Genomic DNA, 18549 nt, shown 5'->3' on the forward strand with positions numbered 1-18549 from the left:
GCGGCAACAGGCGGTGACAGGCGGCGACAAGCGGCCACTCGGCGGACATAAGGGGGCTCAAGCCCTGTTGTAGGCCGATCCTGCCCCTTGGTGCGGCACGGCGAACGGCAGGACGGCCACTGTTACGTTGTCGTGGCCCCCGCCGTCGAGTGCGTGGCCGACCAGAACCTGCGCGCTGTGCAGCGGGCGGCCCGCCGCATCGACCGGGATCGCCTGGGCCATGTCCTCGGCGCCCTCCGCGTAGTTCCACAGGCCGTCCGTGCAGACCACGACCACGCCGGAACGGTCCGGCTTGAACGAGGCGGTGTGCGGCTCCAGTTCGTACGCGTCGGCCCCGAGCCAGCCCGTGATGGCGTGGGCGCGCTCGTCGGCGTACGCCTCCGCCTCGCTCATCAGGCCGGCCGCCACCATCTGGGCGGCCCAGGAGTCGTCCTCGGTGAGCCGGGCGGGCGGGCCGCTGCGGTCGTCCGGCACCCAGTAGGCGCGGCTGTCGCCGACCCAGCCGACGACCAGCAGACCGCCGGCCGCCACGGCGCCGACGATCGTGCAGGCCGGCGCGTTCTGGTGGCGGTGCGGGTCGTGCTCCATCGCCTCGCCCTCACCGGGTTCCCTGGCAAGGGAGTTGACCGCCTCGGAGGCCGCGACGATCGCCTCGTGCATGGCCTGCTGGGGGTGGGTGCCGCGTGGCAGCGTCTCGAGCAGCAGTTCATTGGCGGCGCTCGCGGCGGCCTCGGAGGCCTCGTCTGGGCGGGTCGCCGACGACACCCCGTCGCAGACGATCGCGACGACGGCGGGCGAGCCGTCGGGCAGGGCGGTGGACGACACCGCGAACGAGTCCTCGTTGCGGTGGTGGCGCAGCCCGCGGTCGCTGACGGCGGCGACCGAGCCGAGCTCCTGCTCCATGTGGTCGCGCTCGCGGGGCTGGGCGTGGCCGCAGTTCTCGCAGTAGCCGTCGGTGTCGACATGGCCGGCGCGGCAGGCCACACAGAGTTTGGTGCCGGATTCGGGGGTGGTGATCGGGTCCACGGCGCGTGGGTCGGCGGCGACGGCGGTGCCCGCGTCGGGCGCGGGCAGCTCGAAGTCGCCGCTGGAGGAGGCGCTGGGCGGGTCCGCGGGCGAGACGGGTGGTGAGTCGTTCGGTGAGGCGGGCGGGTCGTCGTAGCGCACGGCGGAGGCGGGCAGCGGGCCGCCGCCCGAGTCCGTGCCCGGCAGATCTCCGGGCAGATGCGCCGACGCGGGCGTGCCCGAGCTGTCCGTCCCGGTCGCCGACGGCCACTCGACGGGCGTGCCGATGGCCATGGTCGGGTGGTCGTCCGGCGGCGCGGGCACGACGGAAAGGTCGTACCCGCACGCACCGCAGAAAAGGTCACCCGTTTCCAGCGGCTCGGCGCAGCTTGGGCATGTCGACCCGGCGGCCGGCTGGTCAATCTGCGAGGCCATCAATCACACCCACGTCCTGGGGCGGAAGCGGTTCGCCCGCTCCACCAGGTCTATCCGCTCCTCGCCACGCTGGGCGAGCCGGGCGAGCACCCGGTAGGAGCGTTCCAGCCCGAAGCGCAGGCCGCGCTCGTCCAGTTCGCTGCCGAGCAGCACGCTCTGTCCGGACGGCGGGGCTCCGGGACTACCGGAGAGTACCCAGTCGAGGGCCGTGCCGAGTACTTCTGTGGACAACTGCGCGCGGCGCACCGCGTCCAGACCGAAGTCCTTCAGGGCGTCCACCTGCGCGGCGGCCGCCGACAGGTCGTCGATCAGCGGGTCGTGCGCGGCGCGTCGCCGCAGCCTCGCCCGTACGGCAGCCACCCGCGCGGCCGTGTAGTGGATCGACGACTCCGGCACCGACTCCAGCGTCCGTACGGCTCCGGGCCGGTCGCCCGCCGCGAGCTGCACCCGGGCCAGGCCGAACGCGGCGCTGACATAGCTCGGGTCGGTCGTCCACACCAGGCGGTAGTACTCACCGGCGTTGTCCAGCTGGCCGAGCACCTCGGCGCAGACGCCGAGCGCCAGCTTGGGCGCCGGCTCGCCGGGGAACGCGTCGTAGATCGCGTCGAAGGAGAGCGCCGCGACCTCGTTGTCCCCGGTCACCAGCGAGGTGAGGCCGCGGTACCAGACGACCCGCCAGTCGTCGGGGTGCTGGCTCTCCAGGGTGGCGAGAGCCCTGGTGGCGGAGTCCAGTTCACCCATCTCCAGGCGGGCGCGCAGCTCGCGCAGCCGGGTCTCCGGGGAGGCCGCGGACGCGGAGTGCAGCGCGGCGATGAGCTCGGCGGGCGCGGAGGCCATCAGACCGGCGAGGAAACCGGCGTTGGGGTCGTCCGGGTCGACGCGCGGCACGGGCAGGGCGAGCGAGGTCGCCCGGGAGTCGAGCACGGCGACATGCGGGGCGAGGGCGAGGTTCGGGGGAGCGGAGGAGAGCTCGGCGGAGCGGGGGGCGGGGATCGGTGCGGCGTAGGCATTGGCCGCTCCGCCGCCGGGGTATCCGGCGTATCCGGCGCCCGGTTGCCCCGGACCCGCCCCCGGTACCGGCATGCCACCCGCGTTCCCGGCTCCGCCGGCCGGATTCCCGGCGCCCCAGGGGTGCGCGGCCGGACCGCCGCCCACCGCCGTGCCACCCACCGCAGCCGGGCCGTTTGCCGCCGCGGAGCGTTTGCCGCGGCCGCGGCCCGAGGGCGCCGTCGTACGCCAGCCCAGCCGCGAGACGTCCTCCGTCAGTTCCGCGAACAACTGCGTGTCCGTGACGCGCAGTTCAGGCCCGAAGAGCGTCGAAAGCGCAGGGCGCGGGCGGCCCGTCTGGATCGCGACGACCTCTCTGAGCACCCCCGTCAGCTGCTCCGCCATCTCCTGCGCCGAGGCGAACCGACGCGCCGGATCCGGGTCCGTCGCCCGTACCAGCAGCCGGTAGAAGGATTCGTACGTCTGGAAGACCTTGATGTTCTCCGGGTCCGGCAGGGAGTCCACGAACACATTCGTGTAGCCCTGGAAGTCGAAGGTCAGCACGGCCAGCGTGCGCGCGACGGTGTACAGGTCGGAGGCGACCGATGGGCCGACCTCGCCGACCTCCGGGGCCTGGTACCCGACCGTGCCGTAGATCGCGGACTCGTCGTCGTCCATCCTGCGGACCGCGCCCATGTCGATGAGCTTGAGCTGGTCCTGCTGCTGGATGGCGTTGTCGACCTTGAAGTCGCAGTACAGCAGGTTCCTGCTGTGCAGATGCCCGAGCGCCTCCAGCGCCTCGATGCCGTACGCACACGCCTGATCGACCGGCAGCGGATCGCGCTTGCCCGCCGGGTCGCGCCGTTCGTTGGCGAGCTCCTTCAGCGATTTGCCGCCGACGTACTCCATGACGATGTAGCCGTCGAGCGAGCCGGTGCGCTGGTCGAGATGCTCCACGAAGTTGTAGATCCGGACGATGTTGGAGTGCTCGATCTCCGCGAGGAAGCGGCGCTCCGAGATCGCCGCGGCCATCGCGTCCTGGTCGCCCGTGTCCAGCAGGCCCTTGAGCACCACCCACCGGTCGGATACCGCGCGGTCCACCGCCAGATAGACCCAGCCCAGGCCGCCGTGGGCGAGGCAGCCCACCACTTCGTACTGCCCGTGCACGATGTCGCCGCCGGTGAGCTTGGGCACGAAGGAGTACGGGTGGCCGCACTTGGTGCAGAACCCTTCCGTACGCCCCGGACGCTCCCCGCGCGAACGCCCCACCGGGGCCCCGCAGTCGGAGCGCGAACAGAACCGCTTGCGCTCGGGGACCTCGGGGTTCTCCATCACCGCGGTACGCGGCTCGGGGCGCGGTACGTCCGGCACCGAGACCAGGCCCGCGCCCAGCCGGTTGCGCCCCGACGCGCCTGTGGAGCTGCCGGAGCTGCGCACCGAGACCGACCGGGACGAGGTGCTGCTCCCGGACAGCGAGCGCGAAAGCCGCCCGGACACGGAACGGCGCGACGTCGACGAGCGCGACGAGGCCCGCGACGAGCGCGAACTGCTCCGCCCGGAGCCGGAGTCCCGGCCGCCGCCCGTGATGCCGGTGGGCTGCGAGGACACCATCCCGTTGGACGCGACGACGGGCGCGAGGCCGCAGATGTTGCAGTACAGCTCACCGCCGCCCATGTCCTCGTACGAGCCCTCACAGCCGGGGCGCTGGCAGTTCTTGGTCTCGCTCACGAATCCCCCCTGCGGTCATTGAGCCCGGACGGTCCCGGCTGTCTCGGGACAAGGACTTCGGCGGCGGCCTGCTGATAGCGCAGCACCGCCTGCTCGGCGACGCGCAGATCGCACGGCGCGCTCCACAGCATCCGGCGGGCCGCGTCGTACCGCTCGATCAGCAGCGGATCCTCCGCCATCCCGTGCCGGGCCACTTTCGCCTTGTACGCGTCGAGACGGCCGCGCAGCTCGGCGCGGACCGCGAGCGGGGCGGTGACGGCCGTCAAAGACTCACGGGCGCGCAGCAGTTCGTCCTCCGCCTCGCGCTCCAGGGATTCGAGCAGCGGCGAGAGACGGTGCCACTGTGAGTGCCTGCGGTACTCGGCTGCGGTGGCGAGCCGCTCCTGCAGCGCGGTCGGCGGGCCGCTGACCGCGGGCACCTCGGAGGCGGCGATCTTGGCCAGCACCTCGCCGCGCGCTGACCGCGCCTCGGTCAGCGTACGGTCGGCGCGCGACAGCACGTCGCGCAGCCGGATCAGCCGCTCCTCGGAGTCCTGCCGGACCCGGAGCACGGCCTCGATCTCCCGGCGGATGTCTTCGAGTGCGCGCGCCGCACGGTCGTAGCGGTCGGTGTCGGGGCGGCCGCCGCCGGGTGCCGAACTGCCGAGCGCGGGCCGCCAGAAGGCGAGCGGGTCGGAGATCACCTGGGCGCGCAGCGTGGACAGTTCGTGGGTGATCGACTCCAGCTCGTCGCCGGCCGGGTGCTCCCCGGGCCGTACGCCGACGGAGTGCGCGAGCGAGCGGGTGCGCTGCAGCTCGGCGGAGAGCAGATCTATCCGGGCGGGCAGCGCCGACCACACCGAGTCGGCCGTCACCACCATGTCCAGCGAGCCCGCGTACAGCTCGTTCATCCTGGCGACCAGCTCTTCGAGCGTGAACTGCTGGGAGAGCTTGGCGGGTCCGGTGATCGAGGGTGCGGTGTGGGTGGCCGAGCCGGCGATCGTGACACTGCGGCCGCGCAGCCGGTCGGTCAGCTCCACCAGGTCCTCGCGGTTCGGCCAGCGACGCCTGGCGCGCAGCTCACGGGTGTCGTTCAGGGCGGCGGTGTACGCGTCGAAGTACTCCCACAGCAGGCTGATCGCCTGCTCGGCAGAGGCCCAGCGGTCCTTGGTGACGCCCGTCAGCTCGGCGCCTTCGAGGAGTCTGCGGCCGGCATGGTCCTGCAGGGCGAGGAGCGAGGTCTCGATCGCCTCGTGCTCCGCGCCGAGCCGCGCCAGCGCACGGTCCACCTCGTCCCGGTCCATCACCGGGCCTGGGGGTCCCCCCGCGGAGCTGGGGGAGGGTCCCGCCGCGGCCATCGATCACCTCTCTGCTCTTCCTGTGTTCCTTGCAGGACTAGTTGTTCAGCTCGTTCAGCTCGTTCAGCGCCGGCTGTGTCAGCCGGCGCGGTACTTCGGCGCCGGCGGCCCGGTTATCCCGGGGAGATCGGCCACCAGCCATTTGTTGTACGCCTGCGTCCAGGCGCCCTTGCGGTACTCGTCAAGCACCTTGTTCACCCGGCGCACCAGGTCGTCCTTGCCGAGCTTGGTGGCCACGCCGTAGTACTCGGTGGTGAAGGGCTTGCCGCCCTTGAGCTCGACCGCCGGGTCCTGCGCCGCCTGGCCGGCCGCGAGGGCGTTGTCCGTCACGATCGCGTCGACGAGGCCCTGCTGGAGCCGCACCAGGCAGTCCAGCTGGTTGGACACGGTGAGCACGTCCTCGTCTCCCGGCTGCCCGTCGTGCTTGTCCTTGAACGTGGCGCCGAAGGAGTCCTTCTCCAGCGCGTCGTACGCCGTCGAGCCCTCCGCCGTGCAGACCTTCTTCCCGGCGAGGGACTTGTCGTATCCGGTTATGGACGAACCCTTGGAGGCGAGGACCTGCTGGCCCGCCTGGAAGTACGCGGTGGAGAAGGCGACCTGCTTGATCCGTGCGCAGTTGATCGTCATCGTGCGGACGACGATGTCCACCGTGCCGTTGTTCAGTGCGGGTATGCGCTGATTGGTCGGGATGGCACGGAAGATGATGGCGTCCGGCTTGCCGAGGATGTCCTGGGCGATGGCCCGGGCGAGATCGATGTCGAAGCCTTCGAGGCCGCCGGTGGCCGGATTGCGGTAGCCCCAGCGGTAGCTGTTCTGGTCGACGCCGACGATCAGCTTGCCCCGCGCCACGATCGCGTCGATGTTCGGTCCGTTCGCCGCTGACGGCGACAGGGAGCGCTCCGGTTCCGTACAGCTGTCGGCCTTGGCGGGCGTCGCCGAGGCGGCGCTCTGGCCGTCCAGGCCGGAGCCGAGGGCGTCCGCGCCGCCATGGGACAGCGGCAGCAGCGTGACGGCGGCGGTCAGCGCACAGGCAGCGGCCATCCCCGCGACGCCGCCCCAGCCGCGGAACCTGGTCCTCAGGTCCGTCATCGCTCCTCCTCTCACCGGTACTCCGAAAGCCTGCGGTTGATGCCGAGCACGGCGCCCGCCGCACCCAGCACTGCCAGTGCCGCGGCGCCGACCGGCAGCCCGGTCAGCGCGCCGCGCCCGTCCTCGGCGGCGCGGGTGAACTCGCGCTGCTCGTGCGCGAGCGCTGTCGCCAGCGCGCCGTCCACCTGGTCGAAGGACTGGCCGGTGGAGACCTTGGGCCCGATGACCTTGTCCAGCGCGCCTTCGTAGTCACCGGCCTTGTCGGTGGTGCTGGCGCTGGCGTGCCGGACCTTCCACTCGGACACGCCCTTGACGGCGGCCTCGACGGGGCCGAGGCCTTCCTTGTCGTCGGCGAGCTTCTGCGCCTCGCTCAGCCGGTCGCCGAGCTTCTTCATGCCCGTGGTGTAGTCCGTTTCGTACTTGTCGCTCTTGCCGTCGTCGGTGAGCACCGCGCCCCGGGCGACGAGCGTCAGGTTCTCATTCGCCCGCGCCTTCAGGGAGCTGATCCGGGCGTCGTTGAGCACCTTGAGTGACTTCTGGCCGTGCGCCTCGGCGGCGTTCAGCTCGGCGCGGGCCACCGTGTGTCCCACGGCAAGCCACAGCAGCACGACGGTGGCGGCCGCCGTGGCGGCGAGCAGGCCGTGGTTGAACACCCTGTTCGTCCGCTGGTAGTTGCGGCGCTGCGCCCACACCAGGGCGGCCAGCGCGACCACACCCACGGCGAGCGAGAAGACCGGCCAGAAGCGGGCGTTGTCGTCATCCCGGTCGAGCCGGGCCGTCTCCGCGTCGTACAGCTTCTGGGCGGCGGGCAGCAGATCCCGGGTCATCTGCTCGTTCGCGAACCGCAGATACGCGCCGCCGAGGGGCAGGCCCTGCCGGTTGTAGGAGCGGGCCGTCTCGATCACGCCGGTGTAGCGGGGGAGCTGCTCGTTGAGGGCGGCTATCTGGCGGCCCGACTCGCTCGAACTGTCTGTGTTCGCCGCAGCCTTGACCAGCAGCCGGGAAGCGAGCGCGATGTCCTTCTGATACCGCTCACGGGCAGCGCGGGGCTCCTCGGCGCCGGCCAGGAAGCCACTGGAGGCCGCAGTGTCCGCGTCGGCCAGCGAGCGGTAGATGGACGCGGCGTCCGCGCTCAGTGGCTGGCTCCGGCTCACCACGTCGTCGGCCGCGGATGCCCGGTCGGAGATCTCGAACGCCGTCACCGCGCCGAACGCCACCACCAGCGCCGCCAGAACGGCCCCGATGATCTGCAGCCGCCCCGGCTCGGTCGTCGCCGCAGTGCGCAGCCGTTTCTTGCCCTCGGCCCAGGCGCCGCGGTGGGCGGGCGGCGTGGCCGGCGGCTGTGCCGGCGCATGCGTCGGAGCCGATTGGGGCGCGGTGCGCACAGTCGGCGGGTATGTCACGTGACCTCCCCCTCGGTCGCTGACGTCGGCCCGCCCCCGGCGGGTCGGGGGACGTCCCCCGGCCAGCAGTATGGCCGCAGTGACTGACATACACAGCAGGATTGACTGGATCTTGTCCTGTCGCAGCAATTCAGGATCCGTCAGGCCCCGTCTCCCCCGCCATTCTCCCCACCATGAATACGCTTCAGGACCTTGATCGGTTCCCGTTGCAGGCATGTTGGGCAGCAGGGACGTTGGGCAGCACGGATGTTCGGCAGCACGGACGTTGGGCAGCACGGATGTCGGGCATGGCCAATCGCCGGACGGGCGTGACGTCAGCCCGTCCGGCGATTGGAGACGTAGCGGCTACGCGTAGTGCGCGCGCAGCCCGGCGCGGACCTCGGGCGAGGCCCCGATGTGGTCCATGCCCAACAGGGCCGCGCCGAGCACCGGCGGTGCCGTCACCACCTCGATCACCGCTTTGGGCGCCTTGGCCGCGAGCAGCTTGCCGATGTGCTCGTCCAACTCCGGGTGCCTGGCCGCGAGCACGCTGCCGCCCAGCAGCACCGGCGCCTCCTCGTCGAGCAGATCCAACCGCGCCAGTGCCACCGTGGACAGGGCGACGACCTCCTCGGCCAGCCGGTGCACCACCGAGCGGGCGACCGCATCGCCCTCCGCGCTGGTGGCGAAGAGGACCGGCGTCAGCTCGTGCTTGCGCGCCGCGGGGATCCGCCCCCGGTGCAGCGCCTCGATCAGGGCGTACATGGAGTCCAGGCCGAAGTGCGCGGGCAGCGTACGGGCCAGGGCCGTCGGCTCGCCGCGTCCGTCCTCCGCCCGCGCCGCGAACCACAGCGCCTCCTCCGCGAGCCCCGCGCCGCCGCCCCAGTCACCGGAGATCCGGCCGATCGCGGGGAAGCGCGCGGTACGGCCGTCCGGCAGCATGCCGACGCAGTTGATGCCCGCGCCGCACACCACCGCGACCCCCCGTGGCTCATCCACGCCCGCCCGCAGGATGGCGAACGTGTCGTTGCGTACCTCGGTCGTGAGCCCCCAGCCGCGAGCCTGCACCGCGGCCGCCAACTCCAGTTCCTCGACTGGAAGATCGGCGTTGGCCAGGCAGGCCGAGACATGCGCGACGAACGGCTCGGAGAGCGTGGTGACACCGCCCGTGGTGACATCGGCCGTGGTGACACCGGCCGCGGTGACACCGGCCGCGGTCGCGGCGGCCGCGACCGTATGGCCCAGGGCGTCGACAGCCGCCTCGATGCCGACGGCCGGCGGCTGGAACCCCCCGCCGCGGGCCTTGCCGAGGACGGTCCCGTCGGCCGCGACCACCGCGACGTCGGTCTTGCTGTTGCCGGCGTCGATGGCCAGGACGCCACGTGCGGTCATGCCCACGCGAGGTGCTCCCGGTTGTGCGCGATCAGCTTGTCGGTGAGCGGCTCGGCGTACTCGTACTGGCCGATCAGCGGATGCGACAGCAGCGCCTTGAAGACGCGGTCGCGGCCGCCGCGCAGGGCGGCCTCCAGCGCCAGGTCCTCGTACGCCGTCACATTGGCGATCAACCCCGCGTACAGCGGGTCGAGTTCGGGCACGGCGAGCGGTGTGGTGCCGCTGCCGTCGACGCGCGCCTGCACCTCGATCACAGCGTCGTCCGGCAGGAAGGACAGCGTGCCCTTGTTGTACGTGTTCACCACCTGCACCGAGCTGCCGCCCCCGGCCAGCAGCGAGGCCGCGAGGTCCACGGCCGCCTCCGAGTAGAAGGCGCCGCCGCGCTTGGCGAGCAGCTCCGGCTTGCTGTCCAGCGCCGGGTCGCCGTACATCTCGAGCAGTTGCCTCTCCATCTGCGCGACCTCGGCGGCCCGCGACGGCTTGGTCCTCAGCTCGCGTACGACGTCGTCGTGCGCGTAGAAGTAGCGCAGGTAGTACGAGGGGACGACACCGAGCCGGTCCAGCAACTGGCGCGGCAGCCGCAGATCGTCCGCGATCGCGTCGCCGTGCTCGGCCAGCAGCTTCGGGAGCAGATCCACGCCGTCGGGCCCGCCGATGCGCACACCCGTCTCCCACGTCAGGTGGTTGAGGCCCACATGGTTCAAGTGGACGTCGGACGGGGCTACTTCGAGGAGCTTCGCGAACTTGCGCTGGAAGCCGATGGCGACATTGCACAGCCCGACGGCCTTGTGCCCGGCCTGCAGCAGCGCCCGGGTCACGATGCCCACCGGGTTGGTGAAGTCGATGATCCAGGCATCAGGGTTGGTACGCCGCACCCGCTCGGCGATGTCGAGGACGACCGGGACGGTCCGCAGAGCCTTGGCGAGCCCGCCCGCGCCCGTCGTCTCCTGCCCGACGCAGCAGCACTCCAGCGGCCAGGTCTCGTCCTCGTTCCGGGCCGCCTGTCCGCCCACGCGCAACTGCAGCAGCACCGCGTCGGCGTCCGCGACGCCCGCGTCCACGTCGGAGGTGGTGACGATCTTCCCGTCGTGACCCTGCTTGGCGAAGATCCGCCGCGCCAGGCCGCCGACCAGCTCGAGGCGGTCGGCCGCGGGGTCGATGAGCACCAGTTCGCTGATCGGGAGGGTGTCCCTCAGCCGGGCGAAGCCGTCGATCAACTCAGGGGTGTAGGTGGATCCGCCACCCACGACTGCGAGCTTCATATGTGCATCAGCCCTTCACTCCGGTCAGTGTGACGCCCTCGACGAACGCCTTCTGGGCGAAGAAGAAGACGAGGATCACGGGGGCCATGACCAGGACGGTCGCGGCCATGGTCAGATTCCAGTCCGTGTGGTGCGCGCCCTTGAACGACTCCAGGCCGTAGCTCAGAGTCCACGCCGCCGGGTTCTCCGATGCGTAGATCTGCGGGCCGAAGTAGTCGTTCCAGGCGTAGAAGAACTGGAAGAGCGCGACGGCGGCGATGCCCGGCTTGGCCATCGGCAGCACCACCTTGATCAGCGTGCGGAGTTCACCGCAGCCGTCGACCTTCGCCGCGTCCAGGTACTCATTGGGAATGGTGAGCAGGAACTGCCGCAGGAGGAAGATCGAGAACGCGTCGCCGAACGCCATCGGGATGATCAGCGGCCAGAGCGTGCCGGCCAGGTCCAGCTGCTTCGCCCAGAACAGATACATCGGGATGATGATCACCTGGGGCGGCAGCATCATCATCGAGATGACGAGCATCATCGACAGATTGCGGCCGCGGAAGCGGAACTTGGCGAGCGCGTAGGCCACCGGGATGGACGACACGACGGTCAGGACGGTGCCGAGACCCGCGTACAGCAGGGTGTTCTTCCACCAGGTCAGGAAGCCGGGGGTGTCCAGGACCCGGGTGTAGTTGTCCCACTCCCACGTCGCCGGGACGAGATCGCGGGTGAGCGTCTGCTGGTCGCTCATCAGCGAGGTGAGGACGACGAAGACGAACGGCAGCACGAAGAAGAGCGCGGCCGCGATACCCACTGAGTGCACGGCGATCCAGTGCAGCAGCGCCTTGCGGCGCGCCGTGCGCCCGGCCTGAGAAGCGGCGGTCGGCGGCGCGGCAGGCGTTCCGTGCCGGCCGGGCTTGTCGAGTACTTGAGTCATGGCGGTCACCCACCTGCCTGCATCAGGCCGCCGCGCCGTCGCATCAGAAACGCGGTGAAGACCATGGAGAGCACGAACAGAACGAGCGCGATGACAGCGGCGGAGCCGTAGTCGAAGCGCTGGAAGCCGAGGTTGTAGATGAGCTGCGGCAGCGTCAACGTCGACTTCTCGGGGTAGCCGGGCTCGAACTGCTGCCCGCTGCCGCCGATGATTCCGGAGGCGACCTTCCCGGCCACCAGCGGCTGTGTGTAGTACTGCATCGTCTGGATCACGCCGGTGACGATGGCGAACATCACGATCGGCGAGATGTTCGGGAGGGTGACGAACCGAAAGCGCTGCCAGGCGGTCGCGCCGTCCAGCTCCGCCGCCTCGTACTGCTCCTTCGGCACATCCAGCAGCGCCGCCATGAAGATCACCATCAGGTCGCCGATGCCCCACAGGGCGAGCGCGGTGAGCGCCGGCTTGGACCAGGCGGGGTCGGTGAACCAGCCGGGGGTGGGCAGCCCGATCGAGTCGAGGATCGAATTGACCGGTCCGGTACCGGGGTTGAGCAGGAAGACGAAGGCGAGCGTCGCCGCGACCGGCGGCGCCAGATACGGCAGATAGAACAGGGTGCGGAAGACTCCCGCGCCCGTCCTGATCCTGGTGATCAGCAGCCCGACACCGAGGCCGAAGACGACCCGGCAGGTGACCATCACCAGCACCAGCCACAGGGTGTTCTGCAGAGCCGGCCAGAACATCCGGTACTCGCTGAAGACGTACGTCCAGTTGTCCAGGCCGTTGAAGACTGGCGGCCGGAAGCCGTCGTACTTCATGAAGGAGAAGTAGATGGTGGAGATCAGCGGGTAGGCGAAGAAGACGCTGAAGCCGATCAGCCAGGGCGACATGAAGGCCGCGGTACGAAGCGTCGAGCGACGGCGCTTCGACCGCAGAGTGTGCGTCGTCACGGTGCTACTTCGCCTTCGCGATGTCCGTGTCGATCTGCTGCGCGGTCTTCTCCAGACCGGCCTTCAGGTCGCTCACCTTCCCCGCCTCGTACTGGTAGCCGAAGTCCTGGAAGGTCACCTGGTACGCGCCGCCGTCGACGTTGGCCGGGGTGGTGCTGGACTTCGGGTGCTGCGCGATGTCGATGAAGGTCTTGAACTCCGGGTCGATCTTCAGCTGCGGCGACTTGAGCGCCTCGATCGTGGAAGGCACGTTGTGGATGCCGTTGGCGAAGGCCACCACCGCCGCGGTGTCCGTGGTCATGTACTTCACCAGCTCCCACGCGGCGTTCTGCTTCTTGCTGGTGGAGGCGATGCCCATGATCGTGCCGGAGAGATAGCCCTTGCCGTAGTCGGCGGCCTGGTCGTCGGCGACGGGCAGCGGCGCGGTGCCGATCTCGAACTTCGCCTTCGCTTCCTTGGCCATGCCGAGCCGCCATTCGCCGTCGAGCTGCATGGCGACCTGACCGGTGTGGAAGGGGTGCTTGGCGCCCCACTCGTCACCGAAGGTGTTGCGGTACTTCTCCAGCTTGGCGAAGCCGCCCAACTTCTCGACCAGGCCCTTCTGGAAGGTCAGCATCTTCGAGAACGCCGGGTCCTTGACGATGTTGGACTTGCCGTCGGCGTCGAAGTACGTCGGGCCCCACTGCGAGACGTAGTGCATCGGAGTCGTCTCGTAGCCGTGGTAGTTCGGCATGAAGCCGAGCTGCGAGTAGCTGTCACCCTTGGACTTGGTCAGCTTCTCGGCGACCTTCTCGAACTCGCTCCAGGTCTTCGGCGGGGCGGTGATCCCGGCCGCCTTGAACGCGTCCTTGTTGTAGTAGAGGCCGTACGCGTCATTGAGGAGCGGCAGCGAGCACTGATTGCCGTCGAACTGCGTGTAGTCCAGCAGCGGCTTGTGGAAGACCTTGGCCGGGTCGATCTTCGACTTGTCCAGGAACGGCTTCAGATCCACGAACGCACCGGAAGCGCAGAACTTCCCGACGCTGTCGGTCGTGAACGACGAGACGACGTCCGGGGCGTTCGAACCGCCCGCCCGCAGCGCCTGGTTGATCTTGTCGTCGGTCATATTGCCGACGACCTTGACCTTGATGTTCGCGTGCTCCTTCTCGAAGCGCGCGACGTTCTCCTGGATCGCCTTGACCTCGCTGGGCGCGGACCAGCCGTGCCAGAAGGTGATGGTGGTCTTGGCTTTGGGGTCGTCGTTCGCGGCGGTGTCGGTCGACCCCGTGCAGGCCGAGGCGAGGAGGGATATCGCGGCGGTCGCGGCGAGCGCGGCGGCCGTGTTCCGGGTGCGTGTGGACATGGCGGGGTCTCCCTGTGACGGGTCGAGGTGGCAGGGGATTGCGCGGGTCTCTCAGCGGTCTGTCGGCGGTCTCGGCGGTCTCGGCGGTGGCTCAGCGGTCTCTCGGCGGTGGCTCAGCGGTCGCTCAGCGGCCTCTCAGTGGTCTCTCAGCGGGAGGTGTCGAAGATCTCGTCCCGCGTGGTGACCAGGGCGCTCTCCAACGCCCCGCGCAGGACCGGGTGTTCACGTACGGAACCGAGCACAAGCCGCGGCCTTGACGCTGCGAGTTCGGTGAGCTCCGCCTGTACGCGTTCGCGCAGCGGCTCCCCGCCGGCGGTGATCACATCGCCGGACAGGACGACGAGTTCGGGGTCGAGCACGGCGACCATGGAGGCGAGACCGGTCGCAAGCCCCGTCGCGTACGCGTCGAGCAGCTCGCAGTACGGACCCGAGTCGGCGCCGATCGCCCGGGAGACCAGCGCGGAGGCGACCTCGGCGTGCGGGCCGTGCCCGACGCCCTCGATCCCGAGCCCGCGGGCCAGCCGCGGCAGCGCCTGGGCACCGGCCAGTTCCTGGAAGCCGCCGCTGTTCGCCTTGGTCACCTGGCGTACGAGGGGGGTGCCGGGTACCGGCAGAAAACCGACCTCGCCGGCGCCGCCGGTGAAGCCCCGGTGCAGCCGGCCGCCTATGACGAGGGCGGCGCCGAGGCCTTCCTCGTTCCACAGCAGCACGAAGTTCTCATGCCCGCGCGCGGCGCCGAGGCGCTGCTCGGCGACAGCGGCCAGGTTGACGTCGTTCTCGTACTCGACGGGCATCGGCAGCACGGCGGCCAGCTCGTCGAGGAGGGTGGGGGAGTGCCAGCCGGGGAGATGCGATGCGTAACGCAGCCGCCCGGTGGAGGGGTCGAAGGCGCCGGGCGTCCCGATGACCAGACGGTGCACGTCGGAGCGGGTGACCCCGGCGGCCTTCACCGCCCCGTCGAGCGCCTCGGTGACCTGCCGTACGACACTCTCGGCGCGCCGCCCGGGGGTCTGCAGCTCGAACTCGCCGACGGTGGCGCCGGTGATGTCGGCGACGGCGGCGCGGATCCGCTGCGGAGTCACATCGAGCCCGGCGGCGAAGGCGGCTCGCGCATTGACGGCGTACAACTGGGCGTTGGGCCCGGGCCGCCCCTCGGTGGTACCGGTGGCGACGACGAGCCCGGCGGCCTCGAGCCGGGCGAGCAGCTGGGAGGCGGTGGGCTTGGAGAGGCCGGTCAGTTTCCCTATCTTCGTCCGGGAGAGCGGCCCGTGCTCGAGCAGCAGGTCGAGCGCGGCCCGGTCGTTCATGGCGCGCAGGACGCGCGGGGTTCCCGGTGTTCCGGGGGTTCCGGGAGTACCCGGGGTACTGGGTGTGGTTCCGGCCACGACGGGGTGCACCTGCCCTTCGGCTGCCCACTTCCCCAATGCACTGTTAGGAAAGTTTCCTATTCGGTGAGAGGAAAGTAAGCCGCACGTCAGGCGGGCGTCAATGGCCAGCGCGTTCTAGGCAACCAAAGCGTTACCTGGGTTGAGCGGAAGCTCGGATCGCAGGAGCCTGCGCCCTCGGCATATGTGGTCGATCAGGACCCGCCTTGTGATCTAGGGTGCGCCGACGGACTTCAAGTAGTCGTCCGTTCCGTGAAGGGTCTGGGGAGGCCCTTGGAGGGGGGATCAGTCATGCGTTTACGTAGATGGCGAGGCGCTCGTGCCTGGGGGCGCTGGTGGGTGCCGTGCTGATGGCGGGGGTGCTTTCGACTCCGGCTTTCGGGGCGGGGGACGACCCGGTCGACGACCCGGTGCCGCTGGTGCCGCGGATCACCAGCGACGGCACGTACACGGAGTGCACGGCGAATGACTGCGTCGGGCGGGGCGAGCCCGGGCTGGCGGGGACGTTCACGTTCCGGCCCAATGAGGCGGACGTCGACCCGGAGACGGGGACGACGGATGTCACGGCGTACGTCGTGAGGTTGCAGGGCGAGCATGGATCCACAGTGGTCAGCGGAGCCGAAGCGTCACACGCCGTGGTCCCGCCCGAAGCCGGCATTCAGACTCTGGAAGTGCGGGCCAAGGACTGGGGAGAACGGTGGAGCGCCCCCGCGTACTTCAGGTTCAACGTGAAGCCGGCGGCCGGCGCGGTTGGGCACTGGCAGTTCGCCGACCGTCCGGCTGACCCGAAGCACCACCAAGGACACCGCCACCGAGGGCACAGTGCGCCACGACGCGACGCTCAAGGGTGGCGCGACCTGGTCGGAGCGGGCGAGGCGTGGCAGCGGTGACTACTCGCTCGACCTGAACAGCACAAACCCGGCCAAGCGCAAGGCGTACGCGGCCACAGCCGGACCGGCAGTCGACACGAAGGATTCGTTCACGGTCTCGGCCTGGGCCTATCTCGCCGGTACGGGGTCGGATCAGGTTGTGCTCTCGGCACCCGGGGCACAGGACGCGGCATTCGAGCTGTACTACTCCGCCAAGCAGAAGAAGTGGGCCTTCGGCCGCGGTGCTCAGGACCGCGGCGACACAGTGGACGTCGTCTCCTATGGCGATGCGGCGAACCCGCCTGCCCGCGTGTGGACGCATCTGGCCGGGGTGTTCGACACCAAGAGGGACACGGACAGGACGAATGACACCGTCCAGCTCTTCGTCAACGGCCGATCCCAGGGGCAGCCCGTGAATCTCTCCGTCGAGGCTGCTGCGTACCAACCGTGGACATCCGCCAAGGGCCTTCAGATCGGCCGGACCAAGGATGACGGCTTCTATCAGTGGTACTTCCACGGCTACGTGGATGAGGCAGCGGTCTGGCAGCGAGCGCTTCGGTCGGTGGATGTAGCGGAGGTCTCGGCACTTGCGCAGGCCGGAGGCCAGGCGACCGCGCTCGTGGCGGACTGGAACGCCGGCCCGTCCACCGGCAATGAGATCAAGGATGCGAGCGGCTACGCACGGCCAGGTCTGACCCTGTCGACCGAAGGCGCGCCACGAAGGGCACGACCAAGACACTCTCCGGCACCCGTTACTACTCGGCGGCCGGCCAGACCATCGCGGTCCGCACGGCAACGGTGGGGATTGCCGGCACCAAGCTCAACTTCCTCGCCGGCGACCATCACGGCACCTCCAGCCTGGCGATCGACGCGACGACTCTGGCGGTGACCAAGCGCTACTCGACGCCGTTCGGCGCCCCTCGCGGCACGAAGCCCACGGCGTGGCCCGACGACAAGGCATTCCTGGGTAAGCCGGCCGACAACACCACCGGCCTCACCCACATCGGCGCCCGCGAATACGACCCCGGAATCGGCCAATTCATAAGCGTTGACCCCGTCCTCGCCCTCGACCAGCACCAATCCCTCAACGGCTACAGCTACGCCAACAACACCCCCGTCACATCCAGCGATGCCACTGGCCTGTGGTGCGACAGCTGCAACGACGGCGCGGGTTGGACGCGCCCAGACGGCGGAACGGCAGGGGACCCCGACGGCGGAAAGAACGACGACGGAACCCCCCGTGGCACGGGTGGAGGCGGTGGCGGTGGTGGCGGCAGCCAGGGCACTGCACCTACGAGTTCGGCGGGATTCACGGTACCCACCGAAGACGAACTGCGTGCCATGCCGTACGCCTGGCCAGGAGACTCCTACGACCAGCTGGTCCAGAGGTGGGCCAAGGACAAGTGCTTCGCTGCGGGCGGAGGCACTGGACAGACAGCGGGCCTGTGCACAAGCGCCAAGAGCGCAGGGCTCCTCGAGGTAGGCAACGACCCCTGGGGCGTTCAGGCAAACATCAACTGCGTGAGAGGCAAGGGCGACTGCGTCGAAGCAGTAGTTTCAGACTTCATAGCCCTCTTCGGCTGGGGAATAGGCCGACTCCTCTCCGGTCCGGTCGGCAAGGGAGCCGCAGGAACAGTCTCAGCCTCCGGAGCCAAGGGCTCTGCCGATGGAGCATTGTCGAGACTGCTTGGCGCCTGCACTAAGTGCTTCCTGGCAGGCACAGGCGTCAAGATGGCCGACGGCTCGTCCAAGAACATCGAAGACATCAAGGTGGGAGAGAAGGTTCTGGCGACCGACCCGGAGACGGGTGAGACCGGTCCGCGGGAAGTCACCCAACTCATCGTCACCGAGCACGACAAGCACTTCAACGAGCTCACCATCGAGACAGACGTAGGACTCGAGAACCTCACCGCCACCCACGAGCACCCCTTCTGGTCCCCGTCTGAACGCCAATGGATCGAAGCCGGCGAGCTCAAACCCGGCATGACTCTCCTCACGGACGACGGCACCACACTTACCGTCCAGGCCAACCGCCCCTTCAGTAAGCACGCCCGCACATACAACCTCACCGTTGACGACCTCCACACGTACTATGTACTCGCTGGGCAGACGCCGGTTCTGGTTCATAACAGTGGCGGATGCCTTCCCGCTCTCCGGGACTGGAGCAGTCAGCGGTTCCAGTTCGGGAATCAGTCCCTCTTGCTGGATAAGAAGGGAATGGAGCACATCCTCACTCGTCATCACCCGAAGTATTGGGATGGCTCGGTGAAGAAGACGCAATCCTTCTTCGATTCGAGCATGAGTGTTGATGACGTCCAAGGTGCTATCGGTCAAGTCATGCGACAGAACCGCGATACGCTGGTTCAGCGAGGCAGTCAAGGCATGTATCAGATTCGCGGGAACGTCAACGGCGTCGATTACGTACTCGGCATGAATAAAGGTCGAGTGGGCCAGTTCTATCCGGAATAAC

Annotated in this window: 14 protein-coding genes; 3 read left to right on the plus strand and 11 right to left on the minus strand. The window is 69.4% G+C overall.

The annotated features are described in order from the left end of the window. Positions 1–57: 57 nt before the first annotated feature. From QFZ67_RS25860 to QFZ67_RS25910, 11 genes are all read right to left on the minus strand, one after another. Positions 58–1440, minus strand: a complete 1383-nt coding sequence (locus tag QFZ67_RS25860; protein WP_307663459.1) for a PP2C family serine/threonine-protein phosphatase — start codon at positions 1438–1440, stop codon at positions 58–60. Between the two features lie 3 nt (positions 1441–1443). Next, positions 1444–4101 (minus strand): serine/threonine-protein kinase, encoded by a 2658-nt coding sequence (locus tag QFZ67_RS25865; protein WP_307665966.1) that lies wholly within the window; start codon positions 4099–4101, stop codon positions 1444–1446. Between the two features lie 50 nt (positions 4102–4151). Beyond that, positions 4152–5492, minus strand: a complete 1341-nt coding sequence (locus tag QFZ67_RS25870; protein WP_373430127.1) for a hypothetical protein — start codon at positions 5490–5492, stop codon at positions 4152–4154. Positions 5493–5570: 78 nt separating this feature from the next. Next, positions 5571–6581, minus strand: coding sequence for a glutamate ABC transporter substrate-binding protein (locus QFZ67_RS25875; RefSeq protein WP_307663461.1), 1011 nt, complete (start codon positions 6579–6581; stop codon positions 5571–5573). Positions 6582–6592: 11 nt separating this feature from the next. Then, positions 6593–7984: a hypothetical protein gene (locus tag QFZ67_RS25880; RefSeq protein ID WP_373430128.1), complete on the minus strand. Its 1392-nt coding sequence runs from the start codon at positions 7982–7984 to the stop codon at positions 6593–6595. Between the two features lie 345 nt (positions 7985–8329). Continuing rightward, positions 8330–9355, minus strand: a complete 1026-nt coding sequence (locus tag QFZ67_RS25885; RefSeq protein WP_307663462.1) for an N-acetylglucosamine kinase — start codon at positions 9353–9355, stop codon at positions 8330–8332. Then, positions 9352–10617: a 6-phospho-beta-glucosidase gene (locus QFZ67_RS25890; RefSeq protein ID WP_307663463.1), complete on the minus strand. Its 1266-nt coding sequence runs from the start codon at positions 10615–10617 to the stop codon at positions 9352–9354. The genes QFZ67_RS25885 and QFZ67_RS25890 overlap by 4 nt, the downstream gene beginning before the upstream one ends. Positions 10618–10624: 7 nt before the next feature. Then, positions 10625–11536, minus strand: coding sequence for a carbohydrate ABC transporter permease (locus QFZ67_RS25895; RefSeq protein ID WP_307663464.1), 912 nt, complete (start codon positions 11534–11536; stop codon positions 10625–10627). Between the two features lie 5 nt (positions 11537–11541). Then, positions 11542–12483: a carbohydrate ABC transporter permease gene (locus QFZ67_RS25900; RefSeq protein ID WP_307663465.1), complete on the minus strand. Its 942-nt coding sequence runs from the start codon at positions 12481–12483 to the stop codon at positions 11542–11544. 4 nt (positions 12484–12487) lie between these two features. Continuing rightward, positions 12488–13825 carry an ABC transporter substrate-binding protein gene (locus QFZ67_RS25905; RefSeq protein ID WP_307663466.1) on the minus strand — a complete coding sequence of 446 codons (1338 nt, stop codon included), beginning with the start codon at positions 13823–13825 and terminating at the stop codon, positions 12488–12490. A 146-nt stretch (positions 13826–13971) separates the two neighbouring features. Next, positions 13972–15132: an ROK family transcriptional regulator gene (locus tag QFZ67_RS25910; RefSeq protein ID WP_307663467.1), complete on the minus strand. Its 1161-nt coding sequence runs from the start codon at positions 15130–15132 to the stop codon at positions 13972–13974. A 383-nt stretch (positions 15133–15515) separates the two neighbouring features. On the opposite strand from QFZ67_RS25910, the gene QFZ67_RS25915 reads away from it, so the two are divergent. From QFZ67_RS25915 to QFZ67_RS25925, 3 genes are read left to right on the plus strand one after another with little or no spacing between them, the layout of a single operon-like run. Next, on the plus strand, positions 15516–16100 hold the full coding sequence (locus QFZ67_RS25915) for a hypothetical protein (RefSeq protein WP_307663468.1): 585 nt from the start codon (positions 15516–15518) through the stop codon (positions 16098–16100). Beyond that, positions 16033–16968: a LamG domain-containing protein gene (locus QFZ67_RS25920; protein ID WP_307663469.1), complete on the plus strand. Its 936-nt coding sequence runs from the start codon at positions 16033–16035 to the stop codon at positions 16966–16968. The genes QFZ67_RS25915 and QFZ67_RS25920 overlap by 68 nt, the downstream gene beginning before the upstream one ends. Then, positions 16878–18548 (plus strand): polymorphic toxin-type HINT domain-containing protein, encoded by a 1671-nt coding sequence (locus tag QFZ67_RS25925; RefSeq protein ID WP_307663470.1) that lies wholly within the window; start codon positions 16878–16880, stop codon positions 18546–18548. Before QFZ67_RS25920 ends, QFZ67_RS25925 begins: the two co-directional genes overlap by 91 nt. Position 18549: the final 1 nt, after the last annotated feature.

Origin of the sequence: Streptomyces sp. V1I1 (assembly GCF_030817355.1) — a bacterium.
GTDB lineage: Bacteria > Actinomycetota > Actinomycetes > Streptomycetales > Streptomycetaceae > Streptomyces.

Excerpts from the sequence above, each read along its gene's own strand:
- QFZ67_RS25870 (WP_373430127.1), bottom strand. The coding sequence starts at position 5,492 with ATGGCCGCGGCGGGACCCTCCCCCAGCTCCGCGGGGGGACCCCCAGGC.
- QFZ67_RS25905 (WP_307663466.1), bottom strand. The coding sequence starts at position 13,825 with ATGTCCACACGCACCCGGAACACGGCCGCCGCGCTCGCCGCGACCGCC.
- QFZ67_RS25915 (WP_307663468.1), top strand. The coding sequence starts at position 15,516 with ATGGCGAGGCGCTCGTGCCTGGGGGCGCTGGTGGGTGCCGTGCTGATG.
- QFZ67_RS25875 (WP_307663461.1), bottom strand. The coding sequence starts at position 6,581 with ATGACGGACCTGAGGACCAGGTTCCGCGGCTGGGGCGGCGTCGCGGGG.
- QFZ67_RS25865 (WP_307665966.1), bottom strand. The coding sequence starts at position 4,101 with ATGGGCGGCGGTGAGCTGTACTGCAACATCTGCGGCCTCGCGCCCGTC.
- QFZ67_RS25910 (WP_307663467.1), bottom strand. The coding sequence starts at position 15,132 with ATGAACGACCGGGCCGCGCTCGACCTGCTGCTCGAGCACGGGCCGCTC.
- QFZ67_RS25860 (WP_307663459.1), bottom strand. The coding sequence starts at position 1,440 with ATGGCCTCGCAGATTGACCAGCCGGCCGCCGGGTCGACATGCCCAAGC.
- QFZ67_RS25890 (WP_307663463.1), bottom strand. The coding sequence starts at position 10,617 with ATGAAGCTCGCAGTCGTGGGTGGCGGATCCACCTACACCCCTGAGTTG.
- QFZ67_RS25895 (WP_307663464.1), bottom strand. The coding sequence starts at position 11,536 with ATGACTCAAGTACTCGACAAGCCCGGCCGGCACGGAACGCCTGCCGCG.
- QFZ67_RS25885 (WP_307663462.1), bottom strand. The coding sequence starts at position 9,355 with ATGACCGCACGTGGCGTCCTGGCCATCGACGCCGGCAACAGCAAGACC.